Source organism: Enterobacter sp. LU1 (assembly GCF_008271405.2).
Lineage (GTDB): Bacteria > Pseudomonadota > Gammaproteobacteria > Enterobacterales > Enterobacteriaceae > Enterobacter > Enterobacter hormaechei_C.
The window spans coordinates 3,354,344-3,379,562 of the sequence record NZ_CP043438.2 but is presented as its reverse complement, the minus strand read 5'-3'; the positions used below and the strand labels follow the sequence as shown (position 1 = coordinate 3,379,562).

The following is a 25,219-nucleotide window of genomic DNA, read 5'->3' as shown; positions in this document are numbered from 1 at the left end:
TACCTCTGTGTGGGGCGCTGATTATAGACGTTACGGCTGTAATCTTCATCTGTTTGTATGGATATCGCTTTTCGACCACTTCGCTTTCCCCTATGCTACTCCAGTTTCACTCAGAAGGTTGCCCTGACATGTCTCAACTCAAAGCGCAGTTGCGCCGCGATGGTTTTACGTTTAAACAGTTTTTTGTGGCGCACGATCGTTGTGCGATGAAAGTCGGTACAGACGGTATTTTACTGGGTGCATGGGCGCCTGTCGCAGGTGTAAAACGCATTCTGGATATTGGTACGGGCAGCGGACTTCAGGCGCTGATGCTGGCGCAGCGAACGGAAGAACACGTCACGATCGACGCCGTTGAGCTTGATCCTCAGGCGTCCCGGCAGGCAAGTGAAAACGCTGCCGACTCTCCGTGGGCAGATCGCATCAGGGTAGAATGCGCCGATGTCCTGACCTGGGCGTCGGAGCAAACCGCGCGTTACGATTTGATTGTCAGCAATCCGCCGTATTTCACGCCAGGCGTGGAATGTGGAACGCCAGAACGCGAGCAGGCACGTTACACCGGCTCGCTCGATCACAAGGCGCTACTGACCAGTGCGGCGGAGCTCATCTCGGAAGAGGGATTTTTCTGCGTGGTCTTGCCTGAAAGCACGGGTAATACCTTCATTGAGATCGCACGGGGGATCGGCTGGAATCTGCGTCTTCGTACCGATATTTCGGATACGGAAGGACGCTTACCGCACCGCGTGTTGCTGGCGCTCTCGCCGAAAGAGGGGGAATGCTTTATCGACAGGTTGGTCATTCGTGGGCCAGACCAGCGTTATTCCGAAGATTACACTGCCCTGACCCAGGCCTTTTATCTGTTTATGTGAACCTGCGGCGTCAACACCGACGGGCCGGACATTTCAAGCGGTTCGGGATAGTCCAGCGTATAATGCAGGCCACGGCTCTCTTTGCGCATCATCGCACAGCGCACAATCAGCTCGGCAACCTGCACAAGGTTGCGCAGCTCCAGCAGATTATTAGAAACGCGGAAGTTGGCGTAATATTCATCAATTTCCTGCTGCAACATCATGATGCGGCGTAACGCGCGTTCCAGACGCTTCGTTGTGCGTACAATCCCGACATAATCCCACATGAAAAGCCGCAGCTCGTGCCAGTTATGCTGGATAACCACCAGTTCGTCCGGGTTTTCTACCCGACTTTCATCCCATGCCGGCAAGTGTGTTGTCGGACGTGCATAGGGCATGCGTTTGGTAATATCTTCCGCAGCCGACCACCCATACACCAGACACTCCAGCAGCGAGTTTGAGGCCATGCGATTCGCACCATGCAGGCCGGTGTAGCTGACCTCGCCGATCGCATACAAACCATCCACGTCGGTACGACCATGATCGTCAACCATCACCCCGCCACAGGTATAGTGTGCGGCAGGTACAATCGGCACCGGATCGCGGGTTAAATCAATACCCAGACTCAGCAGCTTTTCATAAATCATCGGGAAGTGCTGGCGAATAAAGTCTTCCGGTTTATGGCTAATGTCCAGATACATACAGTCGACGCCAAGCCGCTTCATCTCGTGGTCAATGGCGCGGGCCACGATATCCCGCGGGGCAAGTTCACCTCGGGGGTCGAAGTCCGGCATAAACCGGGAACCGTCCGGACGCTTCAGATACGCGCCTTCGCCGCGCAACGCTTCAGTTAACAGGAAGTTACGTGCCTGCGGGTGGAACAGGGCGGTAGGATGGAATTGATTAAACTCCATATTCGCCACGCGGCAGCCTGCGCGCCAGGCCATGGCGATACCGTCTCCGGAGGCGATATCCGGGTTAGTCGTGTACTGGTAAACCTTGGAGGCGCCGCCAGTCGCCAGCACAACGGCTTTTGCCTGGCAGGTTTCCACCTTCTCTTTATTCCGATTCCACACCCATGCGCCGACAACACGGCGCGTGCCGGGCAGGCCAATCTTATCGGAAATAATCAGGTCGACGGCGTTGCTGCGCTCCAGCACCCGAATATTAGGATGGCTGAGGGCTTTGCTGACCAGCGTGGTTTCAACCGCTTTTCCGGTTGCATCAGCAGCGTGCAGAATACGGCGGTGGCTGTGCCCGCCTTCACGGGTCAGGTGATAGCTCTCTTCACCATTAGGCTGAACATGCGTATCAAACAGCACGCCCTGATCGATAAGCCATTGCACGCAGTGGCGGGCATTGCTGGCGACAAACTCTGCCGCATGCTCATCCACGATCCCGGCGCCGGCAATCAGGGTGTCTTCTACGTGCGAGGCTATACTATCCGTTTCATCAAACACGGCGGCAATACCGCCTTGTGCATAGAAGGTGGAACCTTCGCTCATCGGCCCTTTACTCAGCACGATTACGTTCTGATGTTCCGCCAGGCGCAGTGCGAGGGATAGGCCGGCAGCACCGCTGCCGATGATCAGTACATCACAATGAAGTTCAGGCGTCGTGTTCATGATGTTTGTTTAATTTACTAAACATGGTGTGGGGAGAATAGCATTGTGATGCGAGATATCGCACGTTTTTTTTGTTGTGTGTTGCAATGACTAAACGGAAGGCCAGAAGTTAAATCTGCGCTAAATGGCCGGAAATATTTTGCGAAGCAGATCGTTAGCTTCAGATTTTGTGGTGAAATAAAGCCTGTGTTGCGTTACTCTTCTGACGATAAAGTTGATGATTCTTGACAGAAAGCGGGTGCGTATCGTGAACAGACTTATAATGAGAGAAAATGAACGGTCTGCGGCGCGATGAACAAAAACAAAGGCGTTACGGAACTTATTGAAGAACAGACACTCTAATTCGGTGCTTGCTCAAAGTGCAATGTTGTTAGAGTGGCGTTTCGATAACGCGTGGAATTTGGTTTGGGGAGACATTACCTCGGATGAGCGAGCAGTTAACGGACCAGGTCCTGGTTGAACGGGTCCAGAAGGGAGATCAGAAAGCTTTTAACCTACTGGTGGTGCGCTACCAGCATAAGGTAGCGAGTCTGGTTTCCCGCTATGTACCGTCAGGCGATGTTCCTGATGTGGTGCAAGAGTCTTTTATTAAGGCCTATCGCGCGCTGGATTCATTCCGGGGGGATAGTGCTTTTTATACCTGGCTGTATCGTATTGCAGTCAATACGGCTAAGAATTATTTGGTTGCTCAGGGCCGTCGTCCGCCTTCTAGTGACGTTGACGCTATCGACGCAGAAAACTTCGAAAGTGGTGGCGCGCTGAAAGAAATTTCGAACCCTGAGAACTTAATGTTGTCAGAAGAACTGAGACAAATCGTTTTTCGCACGATCGAGTCGCTCCCGGAAGATTTACGCATGGCAATTACGTTACGGGAGCTGGATGGCCTAAGCTATGAAGAGATAGCCGCCATCATGGATTGTCCGGTCGGCACGGTTCGTTCACGAATTTTCCGTGCGCGAGAAGCCATTGATAATAAAGTTCAACCGCTTATCAGGCGTTGACGATAGCGGGATACTGGAAAAGGTATTAGGCATGCAGAAAGAAAAACTTTCCGCTTTAATGGATGGTGAAACGCTGGATAATGAGCTGCTCGATGAGTTGTCTCATTCTCCCGAAATGCAACAGACCTGGGAGAGCTATCATCTTATCCGCGACTCTCTGCGCGGTGATACCAGCGAGGTTCTCCATTTCGATATCTCAGCACGCGTTATGGCGGCCATTGAGAACGAACCTGTTCATCAGACCACGCCGCTGATTCCTGAAGCGCAGCCTGCACCTCACCAATGGCAGAAAATGCCGTTCTGGCACAAGGTGCGTCCATGGGCCAGCCAGCTCACCCAAATGGGGGTCGCTGCGTGCGTATCGCTTGCAGTTATCGTTGGGGTCCAGCACTATAATACTCAGTCTGAAGCCAATCAGCAGCCTGAAGCGCCAGTGTTCAATACGCTGCCGATGATGGGTAAAGCCAGCCCGGTTAGCCTGGGCGTACCGGCAGATGCCTCCGCAAGCGGCGGACAGCAACAGCAGGTACAGGAGCAGCGCCGTCGCATTAATGCGATGTTGCAGGATTACGAGTTGCAGCGCCGTCTGCACTCCGAGCAGCTTCAGTTTGAGCAGGCCCAAACCCAGCAGGCTGCTGTGCAGGTGCCAGGAAACCAAACTTTAGGAACGCAATCGCAGTAATGAAGCAACTTTGGTTCGCCATGTCTTTGATGGCGGGTAGCCTGTTCTTCTCTGCTAACGCCTCGGCTGATGTTTCATCCGGGGCGTTGTTGCAGCAAATGAACCTGGCCAGCCAGTCACTCAATTACGAGTTGGCATTTATCAGCATCAATAAGCAGGGTGTCGAATCGTTACGCTATCGCCACGCCCGCCTTGATAACCAGCCGCTCGCCCAGCTTTTACAGATGGATGGCCCGCGTCGGGAAGTTGTCCAGCGTGGGAATGAAATCAGCTATTTCGAGCCTGGCCTTGAGCCGTTTACGCTCAATGGTGACTACATCGTTGACTCCCTGCCGTCGCTCATTTACACCGATTTTAAACGTCTCGCCCCCTACTATGATTTTATCTCGGTGGGGCGAACGCGTATTGCCGACAGGCTGTGCGAAGTGATCCGCGTTGTTGCGCGGGATGGGACACGTTACAGCTATATCGTCTGGATTGACGCAGAGACGAAGCTGCCGATGCGCGTTGATCTGCTCGATCGCGACGGTGAGACGCTGGAGCAGTTCCGCGTGATCTCCTTCGATGTGAACAGTCAGGTTGGCAACAGCATGCAGAATCTGGCCAAAGCCAGCCTGCCGCCTTTGCTTTCCGTGCCTGCCGGCGATTCTGTCAATTTTAACTGGGTACCATCCTGGATCCCGCAAGGGTTCAGCGAAGTTTCCAGCAGCCGTCGCCAGCTCCCAACCATTGAAACACCAGTTGAGTCGCGACTCTATTCCGATGGGCTGTTTAGCTTCTCGGTGAATATCAATCGCGCTACGGCGAACAGTTCCGAACAGATGCTCCGTACCGGTCGCCGGACGGTCAGCACGACGGTGCGCGATAATGCGGAAATTACCATTGTCGGTGAATTACCGCCGCCAACGGCAAAACGTATTTCAGACAGCATTAAATTCAGGGCTGCGCAATGATTAAAGAGTGGGCCACGGTCGTATCCTGGCAGGATGGCGTAGCGCTTGTCAGCTGTGACGTTAAAGCATCATGCAGCAGCTGCGCTTCGCGAGCCGGTTGCGGCAGCCGCGTGTTGAATAAGCTGGGGCCGCAAACGTCGCACACTATTGCTGTGCCGAGCGATCAGCCGCTGGTGGCAGGGCAAAAAGTGGAGCTGGGCATCGCTGAAGGTAGCCTGCTCACTTCCGCCATGCTGGTTTACCTTTCTCCGCTGGCAGGTCTGTTCGTGATGGGCGGGGTTTTCCAGATGCTGTTCGGCACAGATTTGGCCGCCATGTGCGGTGCCGCGTTGGGCGGCGTGGGCGGGTTCTGGCTTGCTAAAGGCTTTTCCCCAAGGCTTGCCGCCCGGGAAGCGTGGCAGCCCGTTATCCTCAGCGTTGCACTGGCACCCGACCAACTTCGTGTTGAGACGCTCTCTTCTGAGGCCCGGTAATCTGCCGGGCTTTATTATTATTTACATCGCAATAAAGAAAACGCCGTCTCTTCGCGCTATACCTGGCTCTAAGTGCATTTCCAGCTGACGAGGATGTAGTGTAGAATGCTGCGTTTTCGCACTGAAAAACGTCAGGCTAAGAACAGCGGCCTCCAGGAATTCGTAAGGCATAATTATTTAACTATATGAAGAACATACGTAACTTTTCGATCATTGCTCACATCGATAATTGATACCCCGCCAGCCTCCGCAAACCTCCGACAATAACGCCTCAAGATCCCCATCAAATCTGCCTTTCCAAAAATTATACTGTTTGCATGTACAGTCAACCTACGACATCATAAGTCATGGTTTTTGTGTCCACCAGCGCGTCCATATCCTATGATGGACACAGAACCTCACGTTCTGATGGACACACGCAGGGATAAATCATGGCTATTTCAGATAGTTATCTAAAGTCGTGCCTTGGGCGCGAACGAGACAAAGTTGAAGAAAAGGCAGACCGGGATGGTTTGTGGGTACGCATCTCCAAAAAGGGGGCCGTAACTTTTTTCTACCGATTCCGCTTCCTGGGCAAACAGGACAAGATGACGATCGGCAGCTATCCGGAGTTCGGATTAAAGGCCGCGCGCGATGAAGTGGCTAAGTGGGCCGCTATTCTTGCCCGTGGCGTAAACCCACGGATCAGGCAAAACCTCGACAAAGCCAAAATCAACAGCCAGTACACCTTCGAAGAGCTGTTCCGCGAATGGCACGCTATGGTCTGCATTCAGAAAGAATCAGCCGGGCAGGTCCTCCGCACGTTTGAATTGCACGTTTTCCCTAAGCTCGGGAAGTACCCGGCGCATCAGTTGACGCTTCACAACTGGCTCACTGTTCTGGATCGCCTGGCGCAGGGATACACCGAGATTACCCGGCGCGTAATCAGCAATGGCCGGCAGTGTTATTCATGGGCGGTGAAACGCCAGTTGATGGAGGTCAATCCACTGGCTGAAATGTCGGGTCGTGACTTTGGCATTCAAAAGCAGATGGGCGAGCGAACGCTTGACCGGAAAGAGTTAGCGATTGTCTGGCGCGCGATTGAAGATTCCCGCCTTATTGAGCGAAATAAGATCCTCTATAAATTGTCACTGCTGTGGGCGTGCAGGGTCGGCGAACTCCGGCAGGCTGAAGTTGCACATTTTGATTTTGAAGACGGAATCTGGACTATTCCGTGGGAAAACCATAAGACGGGCAAGAAGAGCAAAAAGCCAATTATCCGACCTATCATTCCCGAAATGCTCCCTATGCTAAGGCGGGCCATTGAGCTGGCGCCGGGCCGCTTTGTTTTCTCAAAATACGCAGACAAGCCGATGAGCGAAGGCTTCCACATGAGCATCAGCAGCAACCTGGTGAAGTTCATGCTGAAGGCCTATAACGAGCAGGTTCCGCATTTCACGATACATGATCTCCGCAGGACCGCGCGAACAAATTTCTCTGAGCTGACAGAGCCGCATATCGCCGAAATAATGCTTGGCCATAAACTACCAGGGGTGTGGTCGGTGTACGACAAACACACTTACGTTGAGGAAATGAGGGAGGCCTACAGCAAGTGGTGGGCTCGACTTATGAGCATCGTCGATCCCGACATCTTGGAGTTCACGCCGCGTCAGGTAGGGTGAGTCAATATTAGACAACTTAAGATATCATAAGACAGCATATCATTGACCTAATATCGCCTAAGCTATACACTGAATCTAAATCACCAAAGGTGATAAGGAGGATGGTATGACACAAAAACGCGAACTAAATAAGCCACGCCGTACTGTGCGTCGCTCCGCTGATCATAAAGCGCGTCTGAGTGCGGGTTCTGCCATGCTGGCTGAAAAAATGGAAGAGAAGCGTATTGCATGGGCTTCAAAATAAGTCGCTCTCAAGCGCTAATTGATGTTATTACTCAGTTTCCAATCGCTGAGCATCCTATACAAGAATTCGAAGATTATAAGCGGGAATGCATCGAGTATGATGACGTTCCCGCCCCTGCTATTCATATCCAGCTGGCTCATCCTGCACACTTTGACACCATTGGTCGTGATAAACTCATGGAGCGTCCTGTTGAGGCTCGAGGCGAAGAACTGCATCACGTCCACATTTGGCAGGAAGGCTGTTGCTGGGAAGATGATGATGGGCTTTTAGTGCAGTGGGCATCCACCAGTGATAGTTATGTTGTCTATTCGTACTTTATTGACAGGGACAAAGATCATCACTTCTATGTCATCGATTACTGCAATGATAAAGCCCACGCATTGATTGAAGATAAGCAACAGGTTGCTGAGTGGACCCGGCAAGCCCAAGAGTTCAGGGTCCAAAATATTTAAAATTTGAAACTGCTGAAAGCCGATTGACTCAATCGTTTTTTTTATGCTTATCAATCGGCTCAGCAGTTTATCGATTTTTCAAAAATTTTCAGGCCGACGCAACTTCCCTAATTCATCCCTAACTAAATTCAGGTGAGACATCGGCTTACGTGTTGACCGTGACATCTCTCTGATTTGCCAAGCTGTAACTTTGGTTTTTAACCATTTATTGGGTCCACCCATGTAAGCGCAATCTGGCTCAGGGAAAGGGTTCTCGTTTGGGGCTCTTTTCCTGTAGCGTTCGAGCGTACGTGAGGAAATACACAGCTGCCCGCAGATGTCTTTAGTGCTCATCAGCTCAAATTTATTCGTTGCTTTGCTCATCTTCGTTCTCCAAGGGCCCCAACCGGGGCCGTTTGATAATTCTTTATCAGGACGCCTGGCCGGGAAGGGCACGCAAGCGGCGCATGCCTGTCATTGCCGTGGCCACATAGCTCGCCTTGCGGTTCACCACCTCCACCCAGACCTTCACGCCTTCAACCTTCACCGTATACGTCTCTTTCATCTTGCTGCGCCCATAGTCGCCGTATCTTTGCTGGTGGGCTGCCAGCGCGATGTCGCATGCCTGACGCGCTAACGGGGATTGCTGGTTACCTCGGTTAATCAGTCGCATGGCCATCTCCTTCGATACGCTTAAACTTGATCACATAGACCCATGGGTTAGCGCGCCAGCTGTCAGAACCGTAGATAGACCGCCATAACGCTGCGTAAGCCTCTTTAACGTCACGTGCCGAGGAGCCAGAAATTCCCTCCGAACGTGCGTCTTCCTCACTGATATCGTTCAGCTGCTCGACCCGTACATCGGTGATCTCCAGCAGAATACGGCTGGCCCAGCGCGGCATGTGGATGCTGGGTGTCCAGCGGACATCCTCTGCCGGCGGCACGTTCTCGTAATGAGTTGGAACATGCGCAGGGTAATTCGCGCGATAAAGTTTCAGATCCGGCGCGCTTGCTCCAGCCTCTGCCCACGTCTCCCGCACCCAGATGCGATCACCGACTACACCGAACGGGCAATGGATTGCGATATCTTCAATTTTCGGCAACAACAGTCTGTTAAGAGGCCTGCTTAACCACATACCGGATAAACTTCCGCTTAATGTTCCCTCTGGCTGCGGCTTGATGATCCGCCGCGTCTGCGTCTTCCGTCCATCGAGGATCGCCCGCACCATCTCACCGTTAAAAATCATTCCGCGTTCGATAATTTTCGTCATATCGTTACCGGGAGGGCGAACCCTCCCGCCTCCCTTAGGCCACATATTCCGGTTTCATATCATCGAGGGTGATGCGGTACTTATCGTGCAATTCATCACCCAAGTGCCGTTTAGCCGCCAAGAGCATCTTTTCAACTTCCTCGAAGTGTTCTCCCGCACCTTCCACTCCCGGTTTTGGAAGTGCTTTGATAGCTGTATCAACTTTGTTTTTCGCATTCACAAAGTGGTACCGGCGCGTAGCTTTGTTTTTCAGTTCGGTGTGCAATGCTGCACCCAGTACGGATTTAGAAGCATTGATGTCGTTTCCGACGGTAGTGGCATCGTCCAGAGTTTCAGCAGAATCAATCCGTTTACGGTATTCATCAGCCAAAGTGCCGATATTTACTGAGGACTGCTGCGCGTTCTGTGTGGTAGATAAGTTGTCATCAGTAATTTCAGTCAAGCTTATGTGCTGCACAGGGGCAGGGTTTACCTCCCGTTCTTCACGCCGATCATCCAGCTCGTCCGGGGTATAAACGCCCAGAATCACATCCGGGCAGAACAGGCGGGCCCAGCGCTTCACTGCGAGATATGCAAGCTGCTGGCGCGGGTCGTCAGCCCAGAGCGTTGAGTTACGGGTGCGAGCCTGAGCCAGCAGTAAATCGAGTTCTCTCGGCTGATCTTCACCCTTCAGGGTTGCGCGGATAATAATGCCGATCCCGGCTTCGTCAGCCAGGGTCCAGCCAGGTACCCGGTACTCGCCTTTTTCGCCTTTACGAATATGGAATTTTCCAACAACTTTTTCCCATGGCCCGTACCACTCATATTCAAAGCGGCTGGCAAGCACGCCGCTACGCGAAATGACGGCATTGACCAACTGCGCTTCGTACCCGAGCACACCATTAATAAGGTGCGTCTTCTGTGCTACAGCAAAGGGATTCATCTGCCATTGTGCTGCCTGCATCGCTACGGCCATGCAATCGGCCTGATTGCCCTGAAGATGCTTAGGAACTGTCGCGGTGCCCTGAGCCATAATCTGCGCAAAAGTGCTGATGGCGTTAAGGTATTGAGAATCGAACAGTGCCACGTTGGAATTAATAACGGTGTTCTGATCAGCAACGGTAACGTTGGTATTTTGCATATATCCCCCTTATGCCTGAGTACGCAGCGCTTCGAGGCGGCGCAGGTCGAAGTCGTTCAGTTCGTCGGTGTAGTCGGCAGTGATTGGTGCTGGCCATTCACCTGTGTCGAATCCGGTTGCGATAGCGCGCATCGCTTTGCGGTACTCGAGCATGCCCAGCTCCAGCAGTTCAGCGGATGCCTCGATGATGGCGATCCAGTGGTAGTTCTCGTCTTTGTTGACGAAAATCCAGAAGAACTGGTCCAGCGCCGCGGTTTCGCAGTACATGGCTGCGCTCAGGTGATAGTCGCGGTCAATGATTTCCCGGTGCAGTCTGGCGCGCAGGCTTTCCTGCTTTACGTTCCACATGCTGATAGTTTTCAGGTCTGCGCCGATACGCACACCGTCCAGGTCGATCTCGAGGTCCGGGCGCACACGAACTTCCAGGCCCGTCTCCTCGTCAAAGCCGAAGTAACTCACCTCGACGGCACGGCTCGGGTGGGTCAGCAGCATGCTGGCGGTCGGGTGAGCCAGAAGCGCTTTTTGAATATTCAGTGCGGTGCCCAGCTGCTGGCGGGTAACCAGCACTTTCCCCTCCGGGTTATCGCGCCAGGCATCCAGCAGCTCGTCGGCAAACACGGCATCTGGTTTGACTGTCTTCACGGCCTGAATCAGATCGGCCTTAGTGCCAGATACTTTCAGCGGCTGTGGCTTCTGCGCTTCCTGCGCCACCATGTCAGGGTTGATGATCGCTAACTGCTCGAGCAGCGCGTCACGGCTGCCGCTAGTTTTAACCGGCGTCGGCAGGGTGGCGTTGTACTCTTTGATGCAGGCTTTCATTGCCGTTGCCGTCTGCTTCTGGTCTGCATCGATACGCTGGAAGTTAGCTGGCAGCGTCATATAGTTCTGCGCTGTTTCTTCCAGGCTAGCGCCCAGCGGCACCTGAGCGGGCAGCGTGGCGTTATGCTCTTCAAGAAATCTTTTGATATCGTCTGCGCTCAGCAGTACAGGCAGGCCGTTGTTGTACTCATCGATAAAGGTGCGCAGTGTCGCCGTGGTGGTGAATGCGCCTTCTGGGATAACCGGTTCAATGCTGAACTCTGCATCCAGCTGTTCAGGCTGCAACGCCAGCGCATGCACTAAGTTGCCCATGTCCAGAACTGCGGAGCGCTCTTTGACGATGGTTTTTTCAACGTGGCGCGCATTGAAGTACATCAGCGACACGCGCGCATCTTTTACCTGGGTAGAGCTGATGCCGTTAGCGGCGTGATAAACCTCGTTCGGAAGACCTTCATAGCGGCCTGGCTCGAAATAAGCAGGATATTCAACAGCTGGTTCTTCCTGATGCACTTCTGGTTCGTTTTGTGCCGATTCTGGTTCGTTCTGGTCCACTGAATCAGGAATTTGGGTTGCATCATCCCTGTCCTGGCTGGCGAGACTCGGCGCGCTGGTGGCCAGAATCTCAGCGGCAGACGGCTCTACGGTAGCTGGTTCCTCACCAGTGTCAGCACTGCTTTCACCTGGCTGCAATACGACTTTGCCCGGTGACAGCGCATCACAAGTCGGTTCTTCATTACTGTTATTCTCTTGAACCTGCACATTGCTGGTGGTCTCCACTTCCGTTTTTTCTGCTTCATTTGAGGCGCTCTGGTTGAGCAGGCCTTCAATGGAAAACATGCCGTTGCCCATACTTGTGATTTCCGGCTGCTCTTTCATTTCCTCAGCGCGGCGCGCACCTTCTTCACGAATCCGTTGTAAATTCTCTTCGTGAGTAGTGGTGGTCATACGGTGGGTTATTTCCCATTTCGGATCTGTTGGGTCGCTAATACCCTCGACAAATTCTCCACGTTCGGCTGCCAGCTGCTTGTCCACGTCTTCACGTGAAATAACTGGGGCGGCAGAAGGCAGCGGCATTAACTCGGTCGTGGAGTTGAAATTTGTGGTCATTGTTCGATTAACAAATTCCAGATGAGTAGCAGGGGTCTTGTGGATGTTCTCAGGAGCGATACGCACGAGATTGAAGATTGCTGTGCGGTTCACTGCCAGCACCCCCGGTTGATTACGCAGGATGTTGCTCCACGATTTCCACGGTTCCTCTTTTTTAGCGACGATCTCCTTCGCGCGGCGCAGCACGCTGCCTGGTATTTCGTGTGGGTTGAAATCCATGGGTAGCAGGGCGCAGGCAATTTCAAGATCAAGAGAATCAAGCGTATGGTGCGCCCCTTCGCCGCGGTCCGTTTTATAGCCCCCGTCGGCATTAGTACCGGAGTCAGTACGCTGCACGGCGCTGATGCGGTTACCTTTGGCCCATTCTTTTGTCAAAATTCCACGATCGAGGTGTGATGTTTCTGCCCATACTTGCGTAAACTTCAAAATCAGAGAGAGCTCGTGACGTTTCTCCATATCAAAAACGTCTCTGACGGCTCTGGTGTATTTCCACAGAAATGGCATATCCAGAGTCTGGATCTTTTCTACGCTTGCGGCTGCCAGCAGCAGGTTCTGGACGTATCCGTTATCAGTGTCCATTTCCAGCGTGCTTATTTCCTGATACTCCGCCTGCGTGAGGTGATAGCGAAGTTCATCCGACGTAAGCTGCGACAACAGCTGCTTGCGGAACGACATTTGCACGATCGGGTAGCGCGTGTTTTCGTCGTCGCCTTCGTCAATCTTCAGATCAGAATTGGTCGGAGGAACTGCATCAGCCTCGTTAAAAGCCTGTTCGTCGACGATTTCACCAGTAGACGTGTCAACGCCATTAACGACCGTGGCTTCGGCCATTTCCGCTTTTTGTGTTGCAGGATGCTCGGGCAGAGAAACCCCAGGGATCTGCTCCCAGTTCATTTTGCCTTTATCGAGCTGATAATAATCACAGAAGGTAAAACTGATTTCGCCTTCCGGTGGAAGTTCGTTTACAACAGGGAAATTAGTTGCGACCGCTTTGTAATAGTCTTTAAATTTGCGACCGGACTTAAGCAGTAAATAATCCAGGGTGGCATTAGCGGTTTCAAAGTCCTCGCTGCACCATAAAACTGCATCAGGCTGACCAGATTGTTTTTTTGCTCTTCGAACAAGAAATACAGGGTTCGTGTTAGTCATGACACATAATCCTCTTATCGTGTAGACTGGAGGTGCCTGAAAGACACCTCGTATTTACCTGGGGATGTCCGGTTCGCTTTGGTCGGTGAGACCGGACAGGCAGGCCCACTTCGGTGGGCTTTTTAATGGACAGTGATGAATGCACGCTCCATGAAGTTGCGCTTGTGCTGGCGATAGCTGCCGTGCCCGCTCTTTTCACCATCTTTAATTTTCACGGCCAGCAGGCTGATAGCCTCGATAGCGCAGTGCGGACAGTCGAACGAGTCAAGAACATAACCCCCATCAAGTACGACGGTGGTTTCGCCGTTTTCAGTGGTATGAATCAGGCCAGATACTTTCTTGTCGCAGTTGAATAAAGCGATGCTTTTGTTAATTGCTTTCAGATTTAATTCGACTTTTACGATTTCCATAGAATGTTCCTTTTGGTTTATTCAGGGTGTAAGAATCCACGCCAAATAAATGGCGAATTTTTTTCAAATTACAGGGCTGCTAATTACGCTTCGTGTGCCATCTGGTATTTTTCAGCACACTGTTTTGAGCAATACTCTTTTTCTTTACGGGCAAGATTATTGCCACAAAAATAAAGCAAGGTGCGTTTAACTTCTTTCCCCGCTTCAAAAGGCTTGCGGCAGTATCCGCATTCTTTCTTCATTTCCGCTCCTTACAGGCTTGCCGGGATCTCGCCGTTACGAATAATTCCCTCTACAGGCCAGCACTCACCATTCACGTTTTGCTCGATAGCAGCTGCCTGGCACTGTTGCTGGTTGTCATATACATCGATTACTACATCCTGCGATTCACCGTTGAGGGAGATAACAGTCAGAACCAGTGCAAATAAAGTGTTCATTACGGAGTACCCTTTTGAGCCAGTAAGTAACAAAGCTGGCGGATTCTGACTGTAATCCAGTTGAGGCGAACGGCCTGCTGCTGTGCTGGTTTGCGTGCAAAATCAATCATCTCATCCTCTTTGCCTTGTCGCCGGCCAGCGGAACGTTTATTACCTGACAACGATGCGCTTGTTGTCGATGGAGATAACAATACAAATATTATTTACATCTAGCAAGCGGAATGAAATATAAATTTTCAATTAAGGGTGTGTCAATGCATCCAAACTATTGGATGCAATGAAAAAAAAGATGTGATTTTTACTTCTGAATGCTTTGGATGATGTTGGTAACGTCATCCTTGAGGAGATCTAACTCTTTAAGAGTAGCTTTTGCGTGAACGATGAGGCGAAGCTTTTCAGCTTCAGGCATCTGGTTGAATAATGAGAGCAAAGCGATTTCTTTTTCATCCAGTTGCCGTGGAGGTTTATGCATGCTCAGGTCATCATCACCTGCATCAGGCGGCATAAAAAACCAGTGCTCTGGTTTACCTGTGGCAGCTGCAAGGCGTTTCAACCTTACACCTCGAGGCGCTGACTCACCTTTAGCCCATTGCTGAACTGCCTGGGGAGTAACCATGGCTCTCCTGGCTATATCAGACATGTTCCAGCCGAATTCATCTTTGATGAGCTGAAGTCGGTAGGCGAACGCTTCATGAGGTGCTTTTTTCATGGCATTCATTCTACAAGGTAGCCTTTCATAGTGCATTGCAAAGATTTTTTTCATACATGATTGAAAATAATATTTTCATGCTGTAATCTCATTTTTCATTCACTGAGGGCTGGATATGACCAAATCAATTAAACAGCGAGTATGCGATGTCATGACTCAAACAGAGATCGCCAAGAATCTTGGCACAACTTCTCAAGCTGTAAGTCTGTGGCTGAACCATGAGGTTCCCGCGCATCGAGTGCTACCGATTTGCAAGTTGTTGGGATGGAAAATCACTCCGCATGAAGTACGTAGTGACATTTATCCAAATCCCACAGACGGGCTGCCAAAACAGGAGTCTTGACCATGCATGCCATTTCATATCAACAAAATACCGGATTAACTCCGGTTGCGATGATAAATCGCAATCAGCCAGGCGCGGCAGATAAGCACGAACAGATCCGAGACGCCGTTCGTGCCTGGGCTGCGTCACTGGATAACCAGGATGTCGTTGCCGGGATCATCGTTGAGGAGTGGGAACGTCAGGGCGGCGCCGGGCTGGAATTTCCCGAAGACCTGAGCCGTAAGCGTCAGAAACTCTTCCGCTGGCTCGATGGTGATACGGAGTATGCGCGCAAAAACATCAGCCAGCTGTCGCCCGCGATCATCGCCGTTCTACCGCTTGAGTTCCGTGGCCGCCTGGTACCTCAGGACTGCTTTATGACGCGCTATGCAGCGATGGAGAAGGAGATCGGCGAAGCGAAACGCGCGGTGATTCTGAGGGCGCCGCAGCACCAGCTGGTGAAAGAGGTGAGGGAGGGCATTGAACACCTGCTGGCGCTTCTGCCTGGGGAGGCTGTTGTTCAGGTTCTGAGTGGTCTCGCAGTCATGGGACCGGGCGTCATGTGAGGTGTGCAGTGAATCATGTCGAATTTATTGAAAAGCACGTTCGCGAAGAACTTATCCGGCAGGGCTTCACCGCAGCTGTGGCGCAGGGGGGGGCATTTCAGGCCGTCGATATGTACAAGCGAATGTCTCAGGCAAGTCGTAAGGGGAGAATTTTCGATGATGTTTTGCGTCACGCGAAGTTATGGGCAGAAAAACAGACAGTGCCGGCAGATCGGTTTGAGTCGAAGCGCATCAAGCGCGGTAAGCAGCAGGGGCTGTTCTAAAAGGGTGAAAGCCGCGGTGAGGGGTCACCAACGGCTTTCGGGTGCAAAAACGGGACGTAATTGCGAGGTCATTATGACAAACGCATGTACTAAACACCAGGCTAAAGGGGCATAGCATGTCAAATGTCGCTTATGCCGATTTTGCGGCACGTAGTGCCATCAGGAGCAACCGGATGGAGAACCAGAAGACCGGATTCATCCCGTTGTACCGGAGCGTACTGAAGAAGCCCTGGGCGAAAGATGTGTTCCTGCGCACGTTGTGGGAGAACCTTCTTTTGGGTGCTGCACGTCAGCCCTACACGGCGAACTTTAAAGGCCGTCAATGGCCCTTACAAACCGGACAACTGGTAACCACAACGGCCGATTTGGGGCTGAAATTATGCGACCGGGAAGGGAAGCCGAGTAGTCGCCACGCCGTGGACAGGATGCTTGATGTTTTCGAGCGCGAAGGAATGATTTCTCGTTCTGGAGAGAAGCGAAAAGGCACTGTGATAACCATCACAAATTATGAGCAATATGCTCAAAAAATAGACGATTTACCCGCGCAATTCCCCGCGCATAACGGCGAGCATTTCACCGCGCATGACGAAGCCAGTAGTGGCGCGGCTTGCGAGGGACATGCCGCGCATTTACCCGCGCATAAGACCGCGCAATTCCCCGCGCATCATGAACAACAATATAATAACAACAATATAAATAATAAGATCTCTTCGTCTCGGAATTCTGAAGAATCCCGAAACGAGGCGACTCAAAAATTCCTCTCTCGTCACCCTGAAGCTGCTGACGGAATTTACACCCCGGCAGGTAAATCATGGGGAACTGCTGACGATCTCAAAGCCGCTCGCTGGATTCATTCTCTGCGCCTGACCGTCAATGCCAGCCTGAGCGAACCGAAATGGGTCGAATGGGCTAACACAATCCGCCTGATGCGCGTCCAGGACAAACATACGCACTTCGAGATATGCGATCTGTTCAAGTGGGCCAATAAGGATGATTTCTGGAAAGACAACATCCTGAGCCCGTCAAGCCTGCGCAGGAAGTGGGACGACCTAACTACCAAGCGCCTGCGCAGCGGTGGACAGCCAGCGAAGACCACTGCGAAGGGCAAGGTGGATTTCAACAACACAGACTGGATCAACGGGGTGTTCGATGAAAAGTCTTTCTGAGCAGATGGTCAGCATAGACCGTGACAATTTTGCGCGCATAGCACGCGGCATGCCCGAATTGCCGGATGCGCAGGACACGCCCGCAGAGCAGACCGCTGAAATCTTCAACGCGCTGTTTAGCGCCTTGCGTGCAACATTCCCGGCCAGCGTGCATAGCTTCAGTGACCAGTCTGAGTTCGACGAACTGCGCCGCCAGTGGGCTCAGGCATTTCGTGAAAACGGGATCACCACCATGGAACAAGTGAACGCCGGGCTGCGCATTGCACGTCGCCAGGAACGCCCGTTCCTGCCGTCGCCAGGTCAGTTCATCGCATGGTGCCGGGAAGGTCATGGCGCCCTGGGTATCACCGTTGACGATGTCATGTCCGAATACTGGCGCTGGCGAAAGCTGGTATTTCGCTACCCGACCAGTGAGCAATATCCGTGGAGCCAGCCCGTGCTCTATCACATTTGCCTTGAACTGCGCAGGCGCGGTACTGACGGCCAGCTCAGCGAGAAAGAACTTGTTCGCGTTGCTGGTGATCTACTCCACGACTGGGAAATGCGTGTTCTTGATGGAAAGCCTGTTCCACCAGTACGCCGGGCACTAACCGCACCAGCTCAGGATCGAGGCCCGACTCCGGCGCAGATGCTAATGGCGAAATACAAACAGCGGAAAGACGCTGGACTGATTTGAGAGGAAATCACATGGAAACCGTAATTCAGGCACTGGAAAAAATGGGCCGGGCGACATACCGCGAAGTTGCTGCCCGTCTTGATATCGACCCGGTCGATGCGCTTACCATGTTACGTGAGCAGCGTGATCAGGGGTTGTGCGATTTTGGCGATGGCGGCTGGTTCCTCGGTACCGTGACAGGACAGCCTCAGCAGTCAACGCCAAAGGCTCCTGTGAATCCGGCCCCGCGTCTGAAAGGTGAGGAGCCGGAACCCGTTGATCCTGATGTCGTCCGACAGCAGTTGCGTGAGCAGGGGGCAATGACGACAGTTTCGCTGGCTGCGGCCGTCAATCGCAATGCCCGCGGAATGGTCTCTGTTCTTCGCGCGCTGGAGCGCCAGGGCGTTGTGGTGAAGAACGGGAAGGGCAAAGGCGTTACCTGGTCCCTTGCTGTTGTTACAGAACCCGTTAAGCAAGAACCGGTACCGGAGGCACCTGCCGCGCCGGAAGAAGCAAAACCAGTCGAACAGATCGTGAGTGAAATCCCCTCGTTCACCGAAGGGCGCGCCGCAGTCGAAGCGGTACCAGCGGTGCGGGACATTTCGCGCGAAATCCGCCGCACCAGAAACAAGCTGGAGCAACTGACCAAACTGCGTGACGCGGTTCGTGTTATTGGTCGCCACAGAAATCTCGTGCAGCAGCTGACAGGGAGGGAATAACCGATGGCCAGAAAGAAAACCGACAAAGAACGCACCCTGATCATTAACCGGATTATCGAACTGGTGAAGGAGCAGGGACGCATCACCACGAATGATGTCGTTGCGATTTTCGGCCTGCACCGGACCACGGCGGAGAAATATCTCCGCGTAGCGGTGGAGCGGGGTGGCCTGGTTCGCCACGGGCGCTGCGGTATCTTCCGTGACCTGCGGGCAACAATCGACTTTGACCTGAAACGTTTTTCACACAACAAGGCGGCGGCATGATTACCGAGAAAGACAACGTTTTTTATTGTGACTGCGGATTTTCTTTTGAGAGGGGGCGCAGCGGTGCGCATAGCTGTGAACTTGGTTTGCGTAAGAAACTTGCCGAGTCAGAAGCCAAGCTCGCTGCGCTGGCTGCGGAGAATGCGGGGCTGAAAAAAGTCCCGGCAACTGACAGCGAAACAATGCTGTTGGCTTTGGACGCATTCAACACGCACGGCTCCATGAGGCCTGATGTGGGCTTACAGCAGGCGATAAATGTCGTAATGCAACGTAGAGAAACCCCGGCCACCGACACTTTCCTAGCTGAAGTTCGGGCGCAAGCAGTGGAGATGTTCGCCAAAGAGATGCATGCAGATATCAGCGGTGATGATGCCCGCGAGTTCGCCGCCCAACTTCGCAAAGGAGCAGCATCATGAGCAATACCCTAAAAGAATAGCTCCTGAAGACCATTTCGGAGCTTGAAGAAGAGCGCGATGCAACGCCTGGCATCGTAAACTAAGATGCGGGCGCTTGCTGTGATGAAGTTAGCGCTGGAATCGCTCGAAGCGGGGACTGCCATTCTTTGCTGGCGTCGTGTGACCGTTGAGCCATACGGCCCTTAACCTTGGCATAACGGTAATTTTATCGGCTTCTCAAAACCCGTTGAGGGCATTGAGGACGAGTATTTACTCCGCCCCGCCAGCGCAGGTATCTGTTCCTGGTGAGCTGACACGCGAAGAGTACAAGTGTAGGTTCATGGAAGAGGACAACTTTGATGTCACTTTTCGTTGCGGCTGGAATGCCTGCCGCGCCGCCAATCTTCTGGGTAGCCAACCTGTAAGTAATCGTGATGAGTTGCCGCCGCAACAGCAGGTTGAATGATGGCTAAATCCCCAGCAGAGCACAGAAGTAATTCTCTATGGCCGGAGCGTAAAGGGTTTTATCCAGAAATGGCGGAATCAGTATTTTTCTGATATGGATTATGAGCTATTGTTTTAACAATAGCCCCCTCCTTTAACGTTTTTGTGAGTTAGCAGCACCTCTAACGGCACACATAAAATCACCAATACCAGCGCCGACGCTGTTCCCTTCGGCAACATAATCACCTTTGAAAGCTAACTTCCCATCCATATAGAAGAGTTTTAACTCTCCATATCCACTATCGCAGTCGGCATCTTTAATACTAACTTTGTAATACTCTACTTTTTTATTTTTTGTTTGATACATGAACAAGGCAGATGAATCACCTTTAACATTCCTGTATGTCCCTGCTTTTGCTGAAAAAACGCCATCATCAGCTGTGGTAACCTCAACCCAGTTACTTGTAGTTTCAGCAAAAGCGACACTCGCAACAAACAGAGCAGAAAAGCCCAGCGATGCGGTTTTCTTATCCATAATTAATATTCCATTTTTAATGTTTTGTTTGATTCTATCTTCGTCTCAAAAACCGTTCAACAAAACACCGCTTACCAACTTAAATGGGCACGGAAAGCCATTCAACCCCGTAGCCTTAGCAACGCAACGTGCGCGAGAATGCTTCGCTCGTGATTCGCTGTAAGAGAAGTTCATTAGTGACGCAAAGCAAACCCGATTCGGCGGTTTTTTTCTTTCTCATTAATCCGTTGCGGCAATGCTGTGCCTCCGCCATTCGCTGAGGCGCTGGTGAGGGCGAATCTTCCTGATCTTTGTGTGCCAAGAGAGTTGGCGGCCTGATGACAAGCGATATCGTATTGTGGTTAATATTGCCATCCTATCTGAGGAAAATCCTAATTATTAGGCTTCAGCTTTTTCTCGACACTCTGCTGAGGAATAATTTTGTCAGAAATATATCAAAGGACTAATCGTGAAAAAATTCCTTCTTCTGGGCATGGTGCTTCCAGTGTTATCAGGTTGCGTGATTAAAGAACAAACAAGATATGTAGAATCTCCAGTTGCTACCAATCTCAACAATCCGGCCAATAATCAGGCTGGTGCTGCCACAAAAAAATGCAGCATCACGAATTATAAAGAAGCAAAACTTGATAGCCAGTCTCCATCAGGGACTGTGATTATTGATTACGGTAATCGTTTCGATATTATGTTTGAAAATTTTGGAAACGGTGAGGTTTTCCATAGTCCTATACTGAATATTGCGAAAGAAAATATGATTATTGGCTATTCAGGGAGCATGATGTATAGCAAGGGAATAGGAAAGATGGCTGGGTTTTACGGAACCTATAATACAGAGTCAAAGTTCAACACCATATTCCAGTGCTATTAAGCAACGTATGTAAAAGCAACAAATAACCTGCCTTATTCGGCAGGTTTTTTTATGTCTAAAAGTTTATGTTTTTAACATTTTGTGCTCTTAACAGGTTGATCATTCTGAGTTTGCGGGTTACTGTATAAAAACACAGTATATGCAAAGGAGGCCACCATGAAAGTTGAGTTAACCATTGATCGCACAAAGAAACTTCCTGATGGAGCAATGCCAGCTCTGGAAAAAGAACTCCTAAAAAGACTCCAGAATCAGTTCGAAGATTGCAGTCTGGTTGTCCGTCGTGCTGGTTCGGATGGGTTAAGCGTTTGTGGTGGGGCAAAGGAAGCGAAGAAGACGGTTGAAGGGATCCTTCAGGAAACCTGGGAAAGTGCAGACGACTGGTTCTATTAAGGGTGTTCTCAGGGGTAGCGCGCATTTTCAGAATACCGCAATTTGCGAATCCCTTTGATGCTGCTGCCGACAATTTCTAATCGCGTCTGTATGTCGCTCAGGGGGATTCCGTGGAGGGTGTAGTTCAGTCAGATCTGCGAGTTACCATAACCGATGGGAAAGGAAGGGAGTTGCTGTCATTCAAATTGGGGGCTGAAGAGCGCTATATAATTTCCACCAAAGATAGCTCCATAACTCACAGAAAACTAAGCAGGGATGATCGTTACTGGTCTAAAGAAACCATTATGGAAGTTGTAAGGGAAATGGCTTCTAAAAATTGACTTGTGACTACGTACGCAATCATAATTCTTGAGCTGGCCTGAACAACCAGCAACCTGACCGCGATGCGCCACGGAGTGAACACCATGGCGCAGTTACAACTCATTAAGCAGTCCTCAGGGATCCTGATCCCGGCTACGCCGGAGACCAGCGATTTGCTGCAATCAAAAATCAAGCTCGGCGCCGTGCTGGTGGCCGACTTCAAACAGGTACGCAATCCTGCGTTTCATCGCCGCTTCTTCGCTCTGCTGAATCTGGGCTTCGAATACTGGGAGCCTACCGGCGGCGCAATCTCCTCCAACGAGCGCAAGCTGGTTACCGGCTACGCTAAATTCCTGGCCTCCTATGGCGGAAACGAAAGCGCACTGCTCGATGCCGCTGAGCACTATCTTGAGCAGGTTGCGAGCCGCCGCGTAACAAACGGGATCAGCCTCTGTAAATCCTTCGATGCATACCGCGCCTGGGTGACTATTCAGGCCGGGCATTACGACGCTATCAAACTTCCGGATGGCACACTTCAGAAGCACCCACGCAGTATTTCATTCGCCAACATGGACGAAATTGAGTTCCAGCAGCTGTACAAGGCCGCGCTTGATGTCCTCTGGCGCTGGATATTATCCAAAGCATTCAGGGACCAGCGCGAGGCGGAGAATGCCGCTGCGCAACTCATGAGCTTTGCGGGGTGACGGGAATGAAGAAGACCTGGTTCCATCATACCGATTGCACAACCCAGCAGTCCGAAGAACTCATTGCGGAATACCAGCGCCGCGGCGTGAAGGTAGAGCGCAACCTGAACTCAGATTATCTCACCTGGACCGTCAGCGCCCGGCTGCCTGAAGGCAATAAACCACCGCGTATAAATCGCCGGTGGCAAAACCGGATATGGGGGTGAGCATGGCTATTTATCGCAGCAAAAAATGGCTCGCCGCCGTCGGGCAGAACGAGCGTTGTGTTCTTTGTGGAGCATGGGGGACGCAAGTGGCACACCGAAACGAAGGGAAAGGCATGGGATTAAAAACCGATGACTGTGCGACAGCTGCGCTCTGCGTTTGCTGTCATGACAGCATTGATAACGGGAATAAGCTGAACCGGGACGAGCGTCGGCAACTTATGGACCGCGCGATTGTTCTGACAGTGATTGAAGTTGCCCGCCGCGGGCTGGTGGTGCCCGCATGAAAATTTACGAAATTACGCCGATTGGCAAACCCCGAATGACTCAGCGCGACCGATGGCATAAACGGCCAGCAACAGCAGTGTACTGGGCGTACAAAGAACAGGTCCGGTTGCTGGGCATCCACCTGCCAGAGTCCGGATATCACGTCACGTTCGTTATCCCCATGCCAAAGAGCTGGAGTAGGACAAAGCGGGCGCAATATGTCGGCCGTCCTCATCAACAAAAGCCTGACAAAGACAATCTGGAAAAAGCTCTGCTGGATGCAGTGTTTGACGAAGATAGCCATGTCTGGGACGGACGGGTTACCAAAATCTGGGGAGAAACCGGGCAAATCATCATCGAGGAGGCCAGATGAAGCCAGAAACGCTTGAAATACTCCGCGCGCGCTGGCAGCGCCTTCGGATTTACCGCTACCGGGGATCGGTGCTGGTGGATTACCGCATCTTCCGTAATTACATCAGAATTGAATCAAAGCAGAGGGGCACATGAAACTGGAAGCAGCACTTAAACATTTTAGTCCTCAGGGAATGCATATCAGCGAAGATGTAAAGGGAACCTCTCCGGATCGTCTCACCGGCACTGATGTTATGGCGGCCATTGGCACCACCAGCAGCCGTGCGCGCTTCGGCCTGGCTGCTTTCTTCGGCAAAGCCGGCATTAGCAAAACAGATGAACAACTCGCAGTTCAGGCGCTGGCGCAGTTTGCCATTAAAAACGCCCCTAAAAATGTCCGCAAAGCCGCTGGCGATAAGCTCGGAGCCTGCATGTTGACGCTGGCGCAGTTTGCTTTCGCGGAGTATTCCTGTTCGGCGGCTACCAGCGTGATGTGTCACAGCTGTTGTGGTACCGGCCGGACCACTAAAGAGCAGGTCACCCGCAAGGTTTCGTACCCTTGGGGTAAAGCGCCATACTGGGCCAGCCGCTCCGGTGCCGTTCGTCCGTCTGACTGGGAGCTGTGGACAGAGGTAACAGAGGTTGTACCGGCGGTCTGTGATGTTTGCGAAGGCAAGGGAACGATAAGCGCCCGTTGTCGTTGCGGCGGCATAGGTGAAGTGGTGGACCGTAAAGCAACGAAGGAACGTGGCGTACCAGTTTTCAAAACGTGTGAACGTTGCTCTGGTATTGGCTTCTCTGCTATCTCCTCGGCGACGGTATATCGCGTCATTCTGAAGCGACTCCCTGACCTTCATCAGTCATCATGGTCGCGTAACTGGAAACCACTCTTTGAAATGCTTGTGGACACGCTGCGCAAGTGGGAATGTCAAGCGGCTGTCGAATTCGAGAAGGCAACAACTTAATAATATGATCGAAGCAAATGACGAGGCATTTTTGCATGTTAGGGTTGACTTTGCATAAAAATGTCCTGTATGATTTCCACAGTTGATTATTGCGACCAAATGAAATTAAACCCGCTTTAGTGCGGGTTTTTGTAGCTAATTCATTAATTTCCACAGACAAGATCAGCTATGTAAGCGGCTGCACTTGAGCCACCTTTAACATAATCATATTTTCCAGCAACTTTTCCGCTCATTTCATACATTGTTATTTCACCAAACTCATTTTTGCATGCTTTAGAAGGAATGGTGAAATGAGAGTAGAGAATTTTCGCACTGGAGTTCTTGGAAATTGGAACTTCTTGTATGATTATTGACCGAATACCTTTGTTTTCAGTCAATGAACGTTCCTTACCATAGAAGTTGAAATTGTTTGTATTTGTCAGAAAGATCCAGCCGTCAATTTTGTCAGCTGTGTATGCAGGAAGAGAAGAAATAGCTAATAAAAATGCTCCTGCTAACTTCAATTTTTTATGCATTAATGGTTTTCCTCGTTATCCATTTTTGACTGGTACGCTTAAAGATGACACATCATCATTTGGTGATCAGGTTATCGGCACCATTCGCAAGCTATTTAATTAAAATTTCTGGTCGTGATCCGGCGTGCCTTTGCCACATCCGCGTCATGAGTTACACGATGGGTCACAGAACCTTCCGAGTGTGAGCCATAGGAATATGGCAAAGCGATTTTTTACCGCGATGCTATAGTTAAAGTGGCATTCGATAATGCTCTCGATACTGAAAATACTGGGTGGGGAGACACCCGCTTCGCAGAGACAACTGCATGACCCATGACCAGCAACCCAATGCTGGTCTTTTTTTTCCACTGGTCAGTGCACGGAGCTTCTACCTCTGTGGTTCAAGGTTCGAAT

37 protein-coding genes and 1 pseudogene are annotated in these 25,219 nt (G+C 51.5%); 25 read left to right on the top strand and 13 right to left on the bottom strand.

Annotated features, from left to right (window positions below; translation table 11 throughout):
* Positions 1–128 precede the first annotated feature (128 nt).
* A complete protein-coding gene (locus tag FZF21_RS16115) occupies positions 129–866 on the top strand; it encodes a tRNA1(Val) (adenine(37)-N6)-methyltransferase (protein WP_017383553.1) in 738 nt (245 codons plus the stop codon).
* Here FZF21_RS16115 and nadB read toward each other — a convergent pair.
* Entirely contained in the window at positions 851–2,470 is a 1,620-nt protein-coding gene (gene nadB / locus FZF21_RS16110; protein ID WP_017692868.1) for an L-aspartate oxidase, read from the bottom strand. The two genes, FZF21_RS16115 and nadB, sit on opposite strands and share 16 nt — an antisense overlap.
* Positions 2,471–2,895: 425 nt before the next feature.
* On the opposite strand from nadB, the gene rpoE reads away from it, so the two are divergent.
* The 7 genes from rpoE to FZF21_RS16075 all read left to right on the top strand — a co-directional run bounded on the left by rpoE (position 2,896) and on the right by FZF21_RS16075 (position 7,936).
* Positions 2,896–3,471 (top strand): RNA polymerase sigma factor RpoE, encoded by a 576-nt coding sequence (gene rpoE / locus FZF21_RS16105; protein WP_006176728.1) that lies wholly within the window; start codon positions 2,896–2,898, stop codon positions 3,469–3,471.
* 31 nt (positions 3,472–3,502) lie between these two features.
* Positions 3,503–4,153 carry an anti-sigma-E factor RseA gene (gene rseA, locus FZF21_RS16100; RefSeq protein WP_015572138.1) on the top strand — a complete coding sequence of 217 codons (651 nt, stop codon included), beginning with the start codon at positions 3,503–3,505 and terminating at the stop codon, positions 4,151–4,153.
* Positions 4,153–5,106, top strand: a complete 954-nt coding sequence (gene rseB, locus FZF21_RS16095) for a sigma-E factor regulatory protein RseB (RefSeq protein ID WP_003860717.1) — start codon at positions 4,153–4,155, stop codon at positions 5,104–5,106. Before rseA ends, rseB begins: the two co-directional genes overlap by 1 nt.
* On the top strand, positions 5,103–5,579 hold the full coding sequence (rseC, locus tag FZF21_RS16090; RefSeq protein ID WP_063946202.1) for a SoxR-reducing system protein RseC: 477 nt from the start codon (positions 5,103–5,105) through the stop codon (positions 5,577–5,579). Before rseB ends, rseC begins: the two co-directional genes overlap by 4 nt.
* 431 nt (positions 5,580–6,010) lie before the next feature.
* Complete coding sequence (locus FZF21_RS16085; RefSeq protein ID WP_149121239.1) at positions 6,011–7,240, top strand: site-specific integrase; 1,230 nt, start codon at positions 6,011–6,013, stop codon at positions 7,238–7,240.
* A 106-nt stretch (positions 7,241–7,346) separates the two neighbouring features.
* Positions 7,347–7,484: a hypothetical protein gene (locus FZF21_RS16080; protein WP_167497066.1), complete on the top strand. Its 138-nt coding sequence runs from the start codon at positions 7,347–7,349 to the stop codon at positions 7,482–7,484.
* On the top strand, positions 7,469–7,936 hold the full coding sequence (locus tag FZF21_RS16075) for a type II toxin-antitoxin system YafO family toxin (protein ID WP_141421123.1): 468 nt from the start codon (positions 7,469–7,471) through the stop codon (positions 7,934–7,936). The genes FZF21_RS16080 and FZF21_RS16075 overlap by 16 nt, the downstream gene beginning before the upstream one ends.
* 78 nt (positions 7,937–8,014) lie before the next feature.
* Here FZF21_RS16075 and xis read toward each other — a convergent pair whose 3' ends face one another.
* The 10 genes and pseudogenes from xis to FZF21_RS16030 form a co-directional block, all read right to left on the bottom strand.
* Positions 8,015–8,269 carry an excisionase Xis gene (gene xis / locus FZF21_RS16070; RefSeq protein ID WP_244323632.1) on the bottom strand — a complete coding sequence of 85 codons (255 nt, stop codon included), beginning with the start codon at positions 8,267–8,269 and terminating at the stop codon, positions 8,015–8,017.
* Positions 8,270–8,345: 76 nt separating this feature from the next.
* Complete coding sequence (locus FZF21_RS16065; protein WP_017692869.1) at positions 8,346–8,588, bottom strand: DUF4060 family protein; 243 nt, start codon at positions 8,586–8,588, stop codon at positions 8,346–8,348.
* Positions 8,575–9,186 carry a hypothetical protein gene (locus FZF21_RS16060; RefSeq protein ID WP_149121241.1) on the bottom strand — a complete coding sequence of 204 codons (612 nt, stop codon included), beginning with the start codon at positions 9,184–9,186 and terminating at the stop codon, positions 8,575–8,577. Before FZF21_RS16060 ends, FZF21_RS16065 begins: the two co-directional genes overlap by 14 nt.
* 34 nt (positions 9,187–9,220) lie before the next feature.
* A complete protein-coding gene (locus FZF21_RS16055) occupies positions 9,221–10,306 on the bottom strand; it encodes a RecT family recombinase (RefSeq protein ID WP_063959361.1) in 1,086 nt (361 codons plus the stop codon).
* A gap of 9 nt (positions 10,307–10,315) precedes the next feature.
* On the bottom strand, positions 10,316–13,381 hold the full coding sequence (locus tag FZF21_RS16050) for a RecE family exodeoxyribonuclease (RefSeq protein WP_032659825.1): 3,066 nt from the start codon (positions 13,379–13,381) through the stop codon (positions 10,316–10,318).
* Positions 13,382–13,503: 122 nt separating this feature from the next.
* On the bottom strand, positions 13,504–13,791 hold the full coding sequence (locus FZF21_RS16045; protein WP_022651664.1) for a hypothetical protein: 288 nt from the start codon (positions 13,789–13,791) through the stop codon (positions 13,504–13,506).
* Between the two features lie 83 nt (positions 13,792–13,874).
* Positions 13,875–14,033, bottom strand: coding sequence for a YdaE family protein (locus tag FZF21_RS16040; RefSeq protein ID WP_167497065.1), 159 nt, complete (start codon positions 14,031–14,033; stop codon positions 13,875–13,877).
* 9 nt (positions 14,034–14,042) lie between these two features.
* Positions 14,043–14,228 (bottom strand): YebW family protein, encoded by a 186-nt coding sequence (locus FZF21_RS16035; protein WP_022651662.1) that lies wholly within the window; start codon positions 14,226–14,228, stop codon positions 14,043–14,045.
* A pseudogene (locus tag FZF21_RS22235) lies at positions 14,228–14,468 on the bottom strand (hypothetical protein). Before FZF21_RS22235 ends, FZF21_RS16035 begins: the two are co-directional and overlap by 1 nt.
* Before the next feature lie 58 nt (positions 14,469–14,526).
* Positions 14,527–14,937, bottom strand: a complete 411-nt coding sequence (locus tag FZF21_RS16030) for a helix-turn-helix domain-containing protein (RefSeq protein WP_032645736.1) — start codon at positions 14,935–14,937, stop codon at positions 14,527–14,529.
* Positions 14,938–15,052: 115 nt separating this feature from the next.
* Here FZF21_RS16030 and FZF21_RS16025 point away from each other — a divergent pair, with 115 nt between their 5' ends.
* The 9 genes from FZF21_RS16025 (at position 15,053) to FZF21_RS22300 (ending at position 19,753) form a co-directional block, all read left to right on the top strand.
* Positions 15,053–15,280 carry a YdaS family helix-turn-helix protein gene (locus FZF21_RS16025; RefSeq protein WP_022651660.1) on the top strand — a complete coding sequence of 76 codons (228 nt, stop codon included), beginning with the start codon at positions 15,053–15,055 and terminating at the stop codon, positions 15,278–15,280.
* Positions 15,281–15,282: 2 nt separating this feature from the next.
* Entirely contained in the window at positions 15,283–15,825 is a 543-nt protein-coding gene (locus tag FZF21_RS16020) for a toxin YdaT domain-containing protein (protein ID WP_006811599.1), read from the top strand.
* 8 nt (positions 15,826–15,833) lie between these two features.
* Complete coding sequence (locus FZF21_RS16015; RefSeq protein WP_032659815.1) at positions 15,834–16,088, top strand: hypothetical protein; 255 nt, start codon at positions 15,834–15,836, stop codon at positions 16,086–16,088.
* A 173-nt stretch (positions 16,089–16,261) separates the two neighbouring features.
* Positions 16,262–17,254 carry a replication protein gene (locus tag FZF21_RS16010; protein WP_032654604.1) on the top strand — a complete coding sequence of 331 codons (993 nt, stop codon included), beginning with the start codon at positions 16,262–16,264 and terminating at the stop codon, positions 17,252–17,254.
* Entirely contained in the window at positions 17,238–17,930 is a 693-nt protein-coding gene (locus FZF21_RS16005; RefSeq protein WP_032654601.1) for a replication protein P, read from the top strand. The genes FZF21_RS16010 and FZF21_RS16005 overlap by 17 nt, the downstream gene beginning before the upstream one ends.
* A gap of 11 nt (positions 17,931–17,941) precedes the next feature.
* Complete coding sequence (locus FZF21_RS16000; protein ID WP_045349313.1) at positions 17,942–18,628, top strand: DUF1627 domain-containing protein; 687 nt, start codon at positions 17,942–17,944, stop codon at positions 18,626–18,628.
* A gap of 3 nt (positions 18,629–18,631) precedes the next feature.
* Entirely contained in the window at positions 18,632–18,892 is a 261-nt protein-coding gene (locus tag FZF21_RS15995; protein WP_032654595.1) for a DUF977 family protein, read from the top strand.
* A complete protein-coding gene (locus FZF21_RS15990) occupies positions 18,889–19,308 on the top strand; it encodes a hypothetical protein (protein WP_023304246.1) in 420 nt (139 codons plus the stop codon). The genes FZF21_RS15995 and FZF21_RS15990 overlap by 4 nt, the downstream gene beginning before the upstream one ends.
* A gap of 319 nt (positions 19,309–19,627) precedes the next feature.
* Complete coding sequence (locus tag FZF21_RS22300) at positions 19,628–19,753, top strand: hypothetical protein (RefSeq protein WP_280115426.1); 126 nt, start codon at positions 19,628–19,630, stop codon at positions 19,751–19,753.
* A 132-nt stretch (positions 19,754–19,885) separates the two neighbouring features.
* On the opposite strand, the gene FZF21_RS15985 is transcribed toward FZF21_RS22300, so the two are convergent.
* Entirely contained in the window at positions 19,886–20,266 is a 381-nt protein-coding gene (locus tag FZF21_RS15985) for a hypothetical protein (protein ID WP_032659802.1), read from the bottom strand.
* Positions 20,267–20,714: 448 nt separating this feature from the next.
* Here FZF21_RS15985 and FZF21_RS15980 point away from each other — a divergent pair, with 448 nt between their 5' ends.
* The 8 genes from FZF21_RS15980 to FZF21_RS15945 all read left to right on the top strand — a co-directional run bounded on the left by FZF21_RS15980 (position 20,715) and on the right by FZF21_RS15945 (position 24,311).
* Positions 20,715–21,131, top strand: a complete 417-nt coding sequence (locus tag FZF21_RS15980; protein WP_032659798.1) for a hypothetical protein — start codon at positions 20,715–20,717, stop codon at positions 21,129–21,131.
* Positions 21,132–21,287: 156 nt separating this feature from the next.
* Positions 21,288–21,521 carry a DinI-like family protein gene (locus tag FZF21_RS15975; RefSeq protein ID WP_045341234.1) on the top strand — a complete coding sequence of 78 codons (234 nt, stop codon included), beginning with the start codon at positions 21,288–21,290 and terminating at the stop codon, positions 21,519–21,521.
* A 404-nt stretch (positions 21,522–21,925) separates the two neighbouring features.
* Positions 21,926–22,525, top strand: coding sequence for a DUF1367 family protein (locus FZF21_RS15970; RefSeq protein WP_126340206.1), 600 nt, complete (start codon positions 21,926–21,928; stop codon positions 22,523–22,525).
* Positions 22,526–22,530: 5 nt separating this feature from the next.
* Positions 22,531–22,731, top strand: coding sequence for a hypothetical protein (locus tag FZF21_RS15965; RefSeq protein ID WP_017692885.1), 201 nt, complete (start codon positions 22,531–22,533; stop codon positions 22,729–22,731).
* Positions 22,732–22,733: 2 nt separating this feature from the next.
* Positions 22,734–23,015, top strand: coding sequence for a DUF1364 family protein (locus FZF21_RS15960; protein WP_047736743.1), 282 nt, complete (start codon positions 22,734–22,736; stop codon positions 23,013–23,015).
* A complete protein-coding gene (locus FZF21_RS15955; protein ID WP_045343112.1) occupies positions 23,012–23,368 on the top strand; it encodes a RusA family crossover junction endodeoxyribonuclease in 357 nt (118 codons plus the stop codon). The genes FZF21_RS15960 and FZF21_RS15955 overlap by 4 nt, the downstream gene beginning before the upstream one ends.
* On the top strand, positions 23,365–23,502 hold the full coding sequence (locus tag FZF21_RS15950) for a YlcG family protein (protein WP_017692888.1): 138 nt from the start codon (positions 23,365–23,367) through the stop codon (positions 23,500–23,502). Before FZF21_RS15955 ends, FZF21_RS15950 begins: the two co-directional genes overlap by 4 nt.
* Positions 23,499–24,311 (top strand): antitermination protein, encoded by an 813-nt coding sequence (locus FZF21_RS15945; RefSeq protein WP_149121242.1) that lies wholly within the window; start codon positions 23,499–23,501, stop codon positions 24,309–24,311. The genes FZF21_RS15950 and FZF21_RS15945 overlap by 4 nt, the downstream gene beginning before the upstream one ends.
* 143 nt (positions 24,312–24,454) lie before the next feature.
* Here the strand turns inward: FZF21_RS15945 and FZF21_RS15940 are convergent, their stop codons facing one another.
* Complete coding sequence (locus FZF21_RS15940) at positions 24,455–24,826, bottom strand: hypothetical protein (protein ID WP_006811580.1); 372 nt, start codon at positions 24,824–24,826, stop codon at positions 24,455–24,457.
* Positions 24,827–25,219 lie beyond the last annotated feature (393 nt).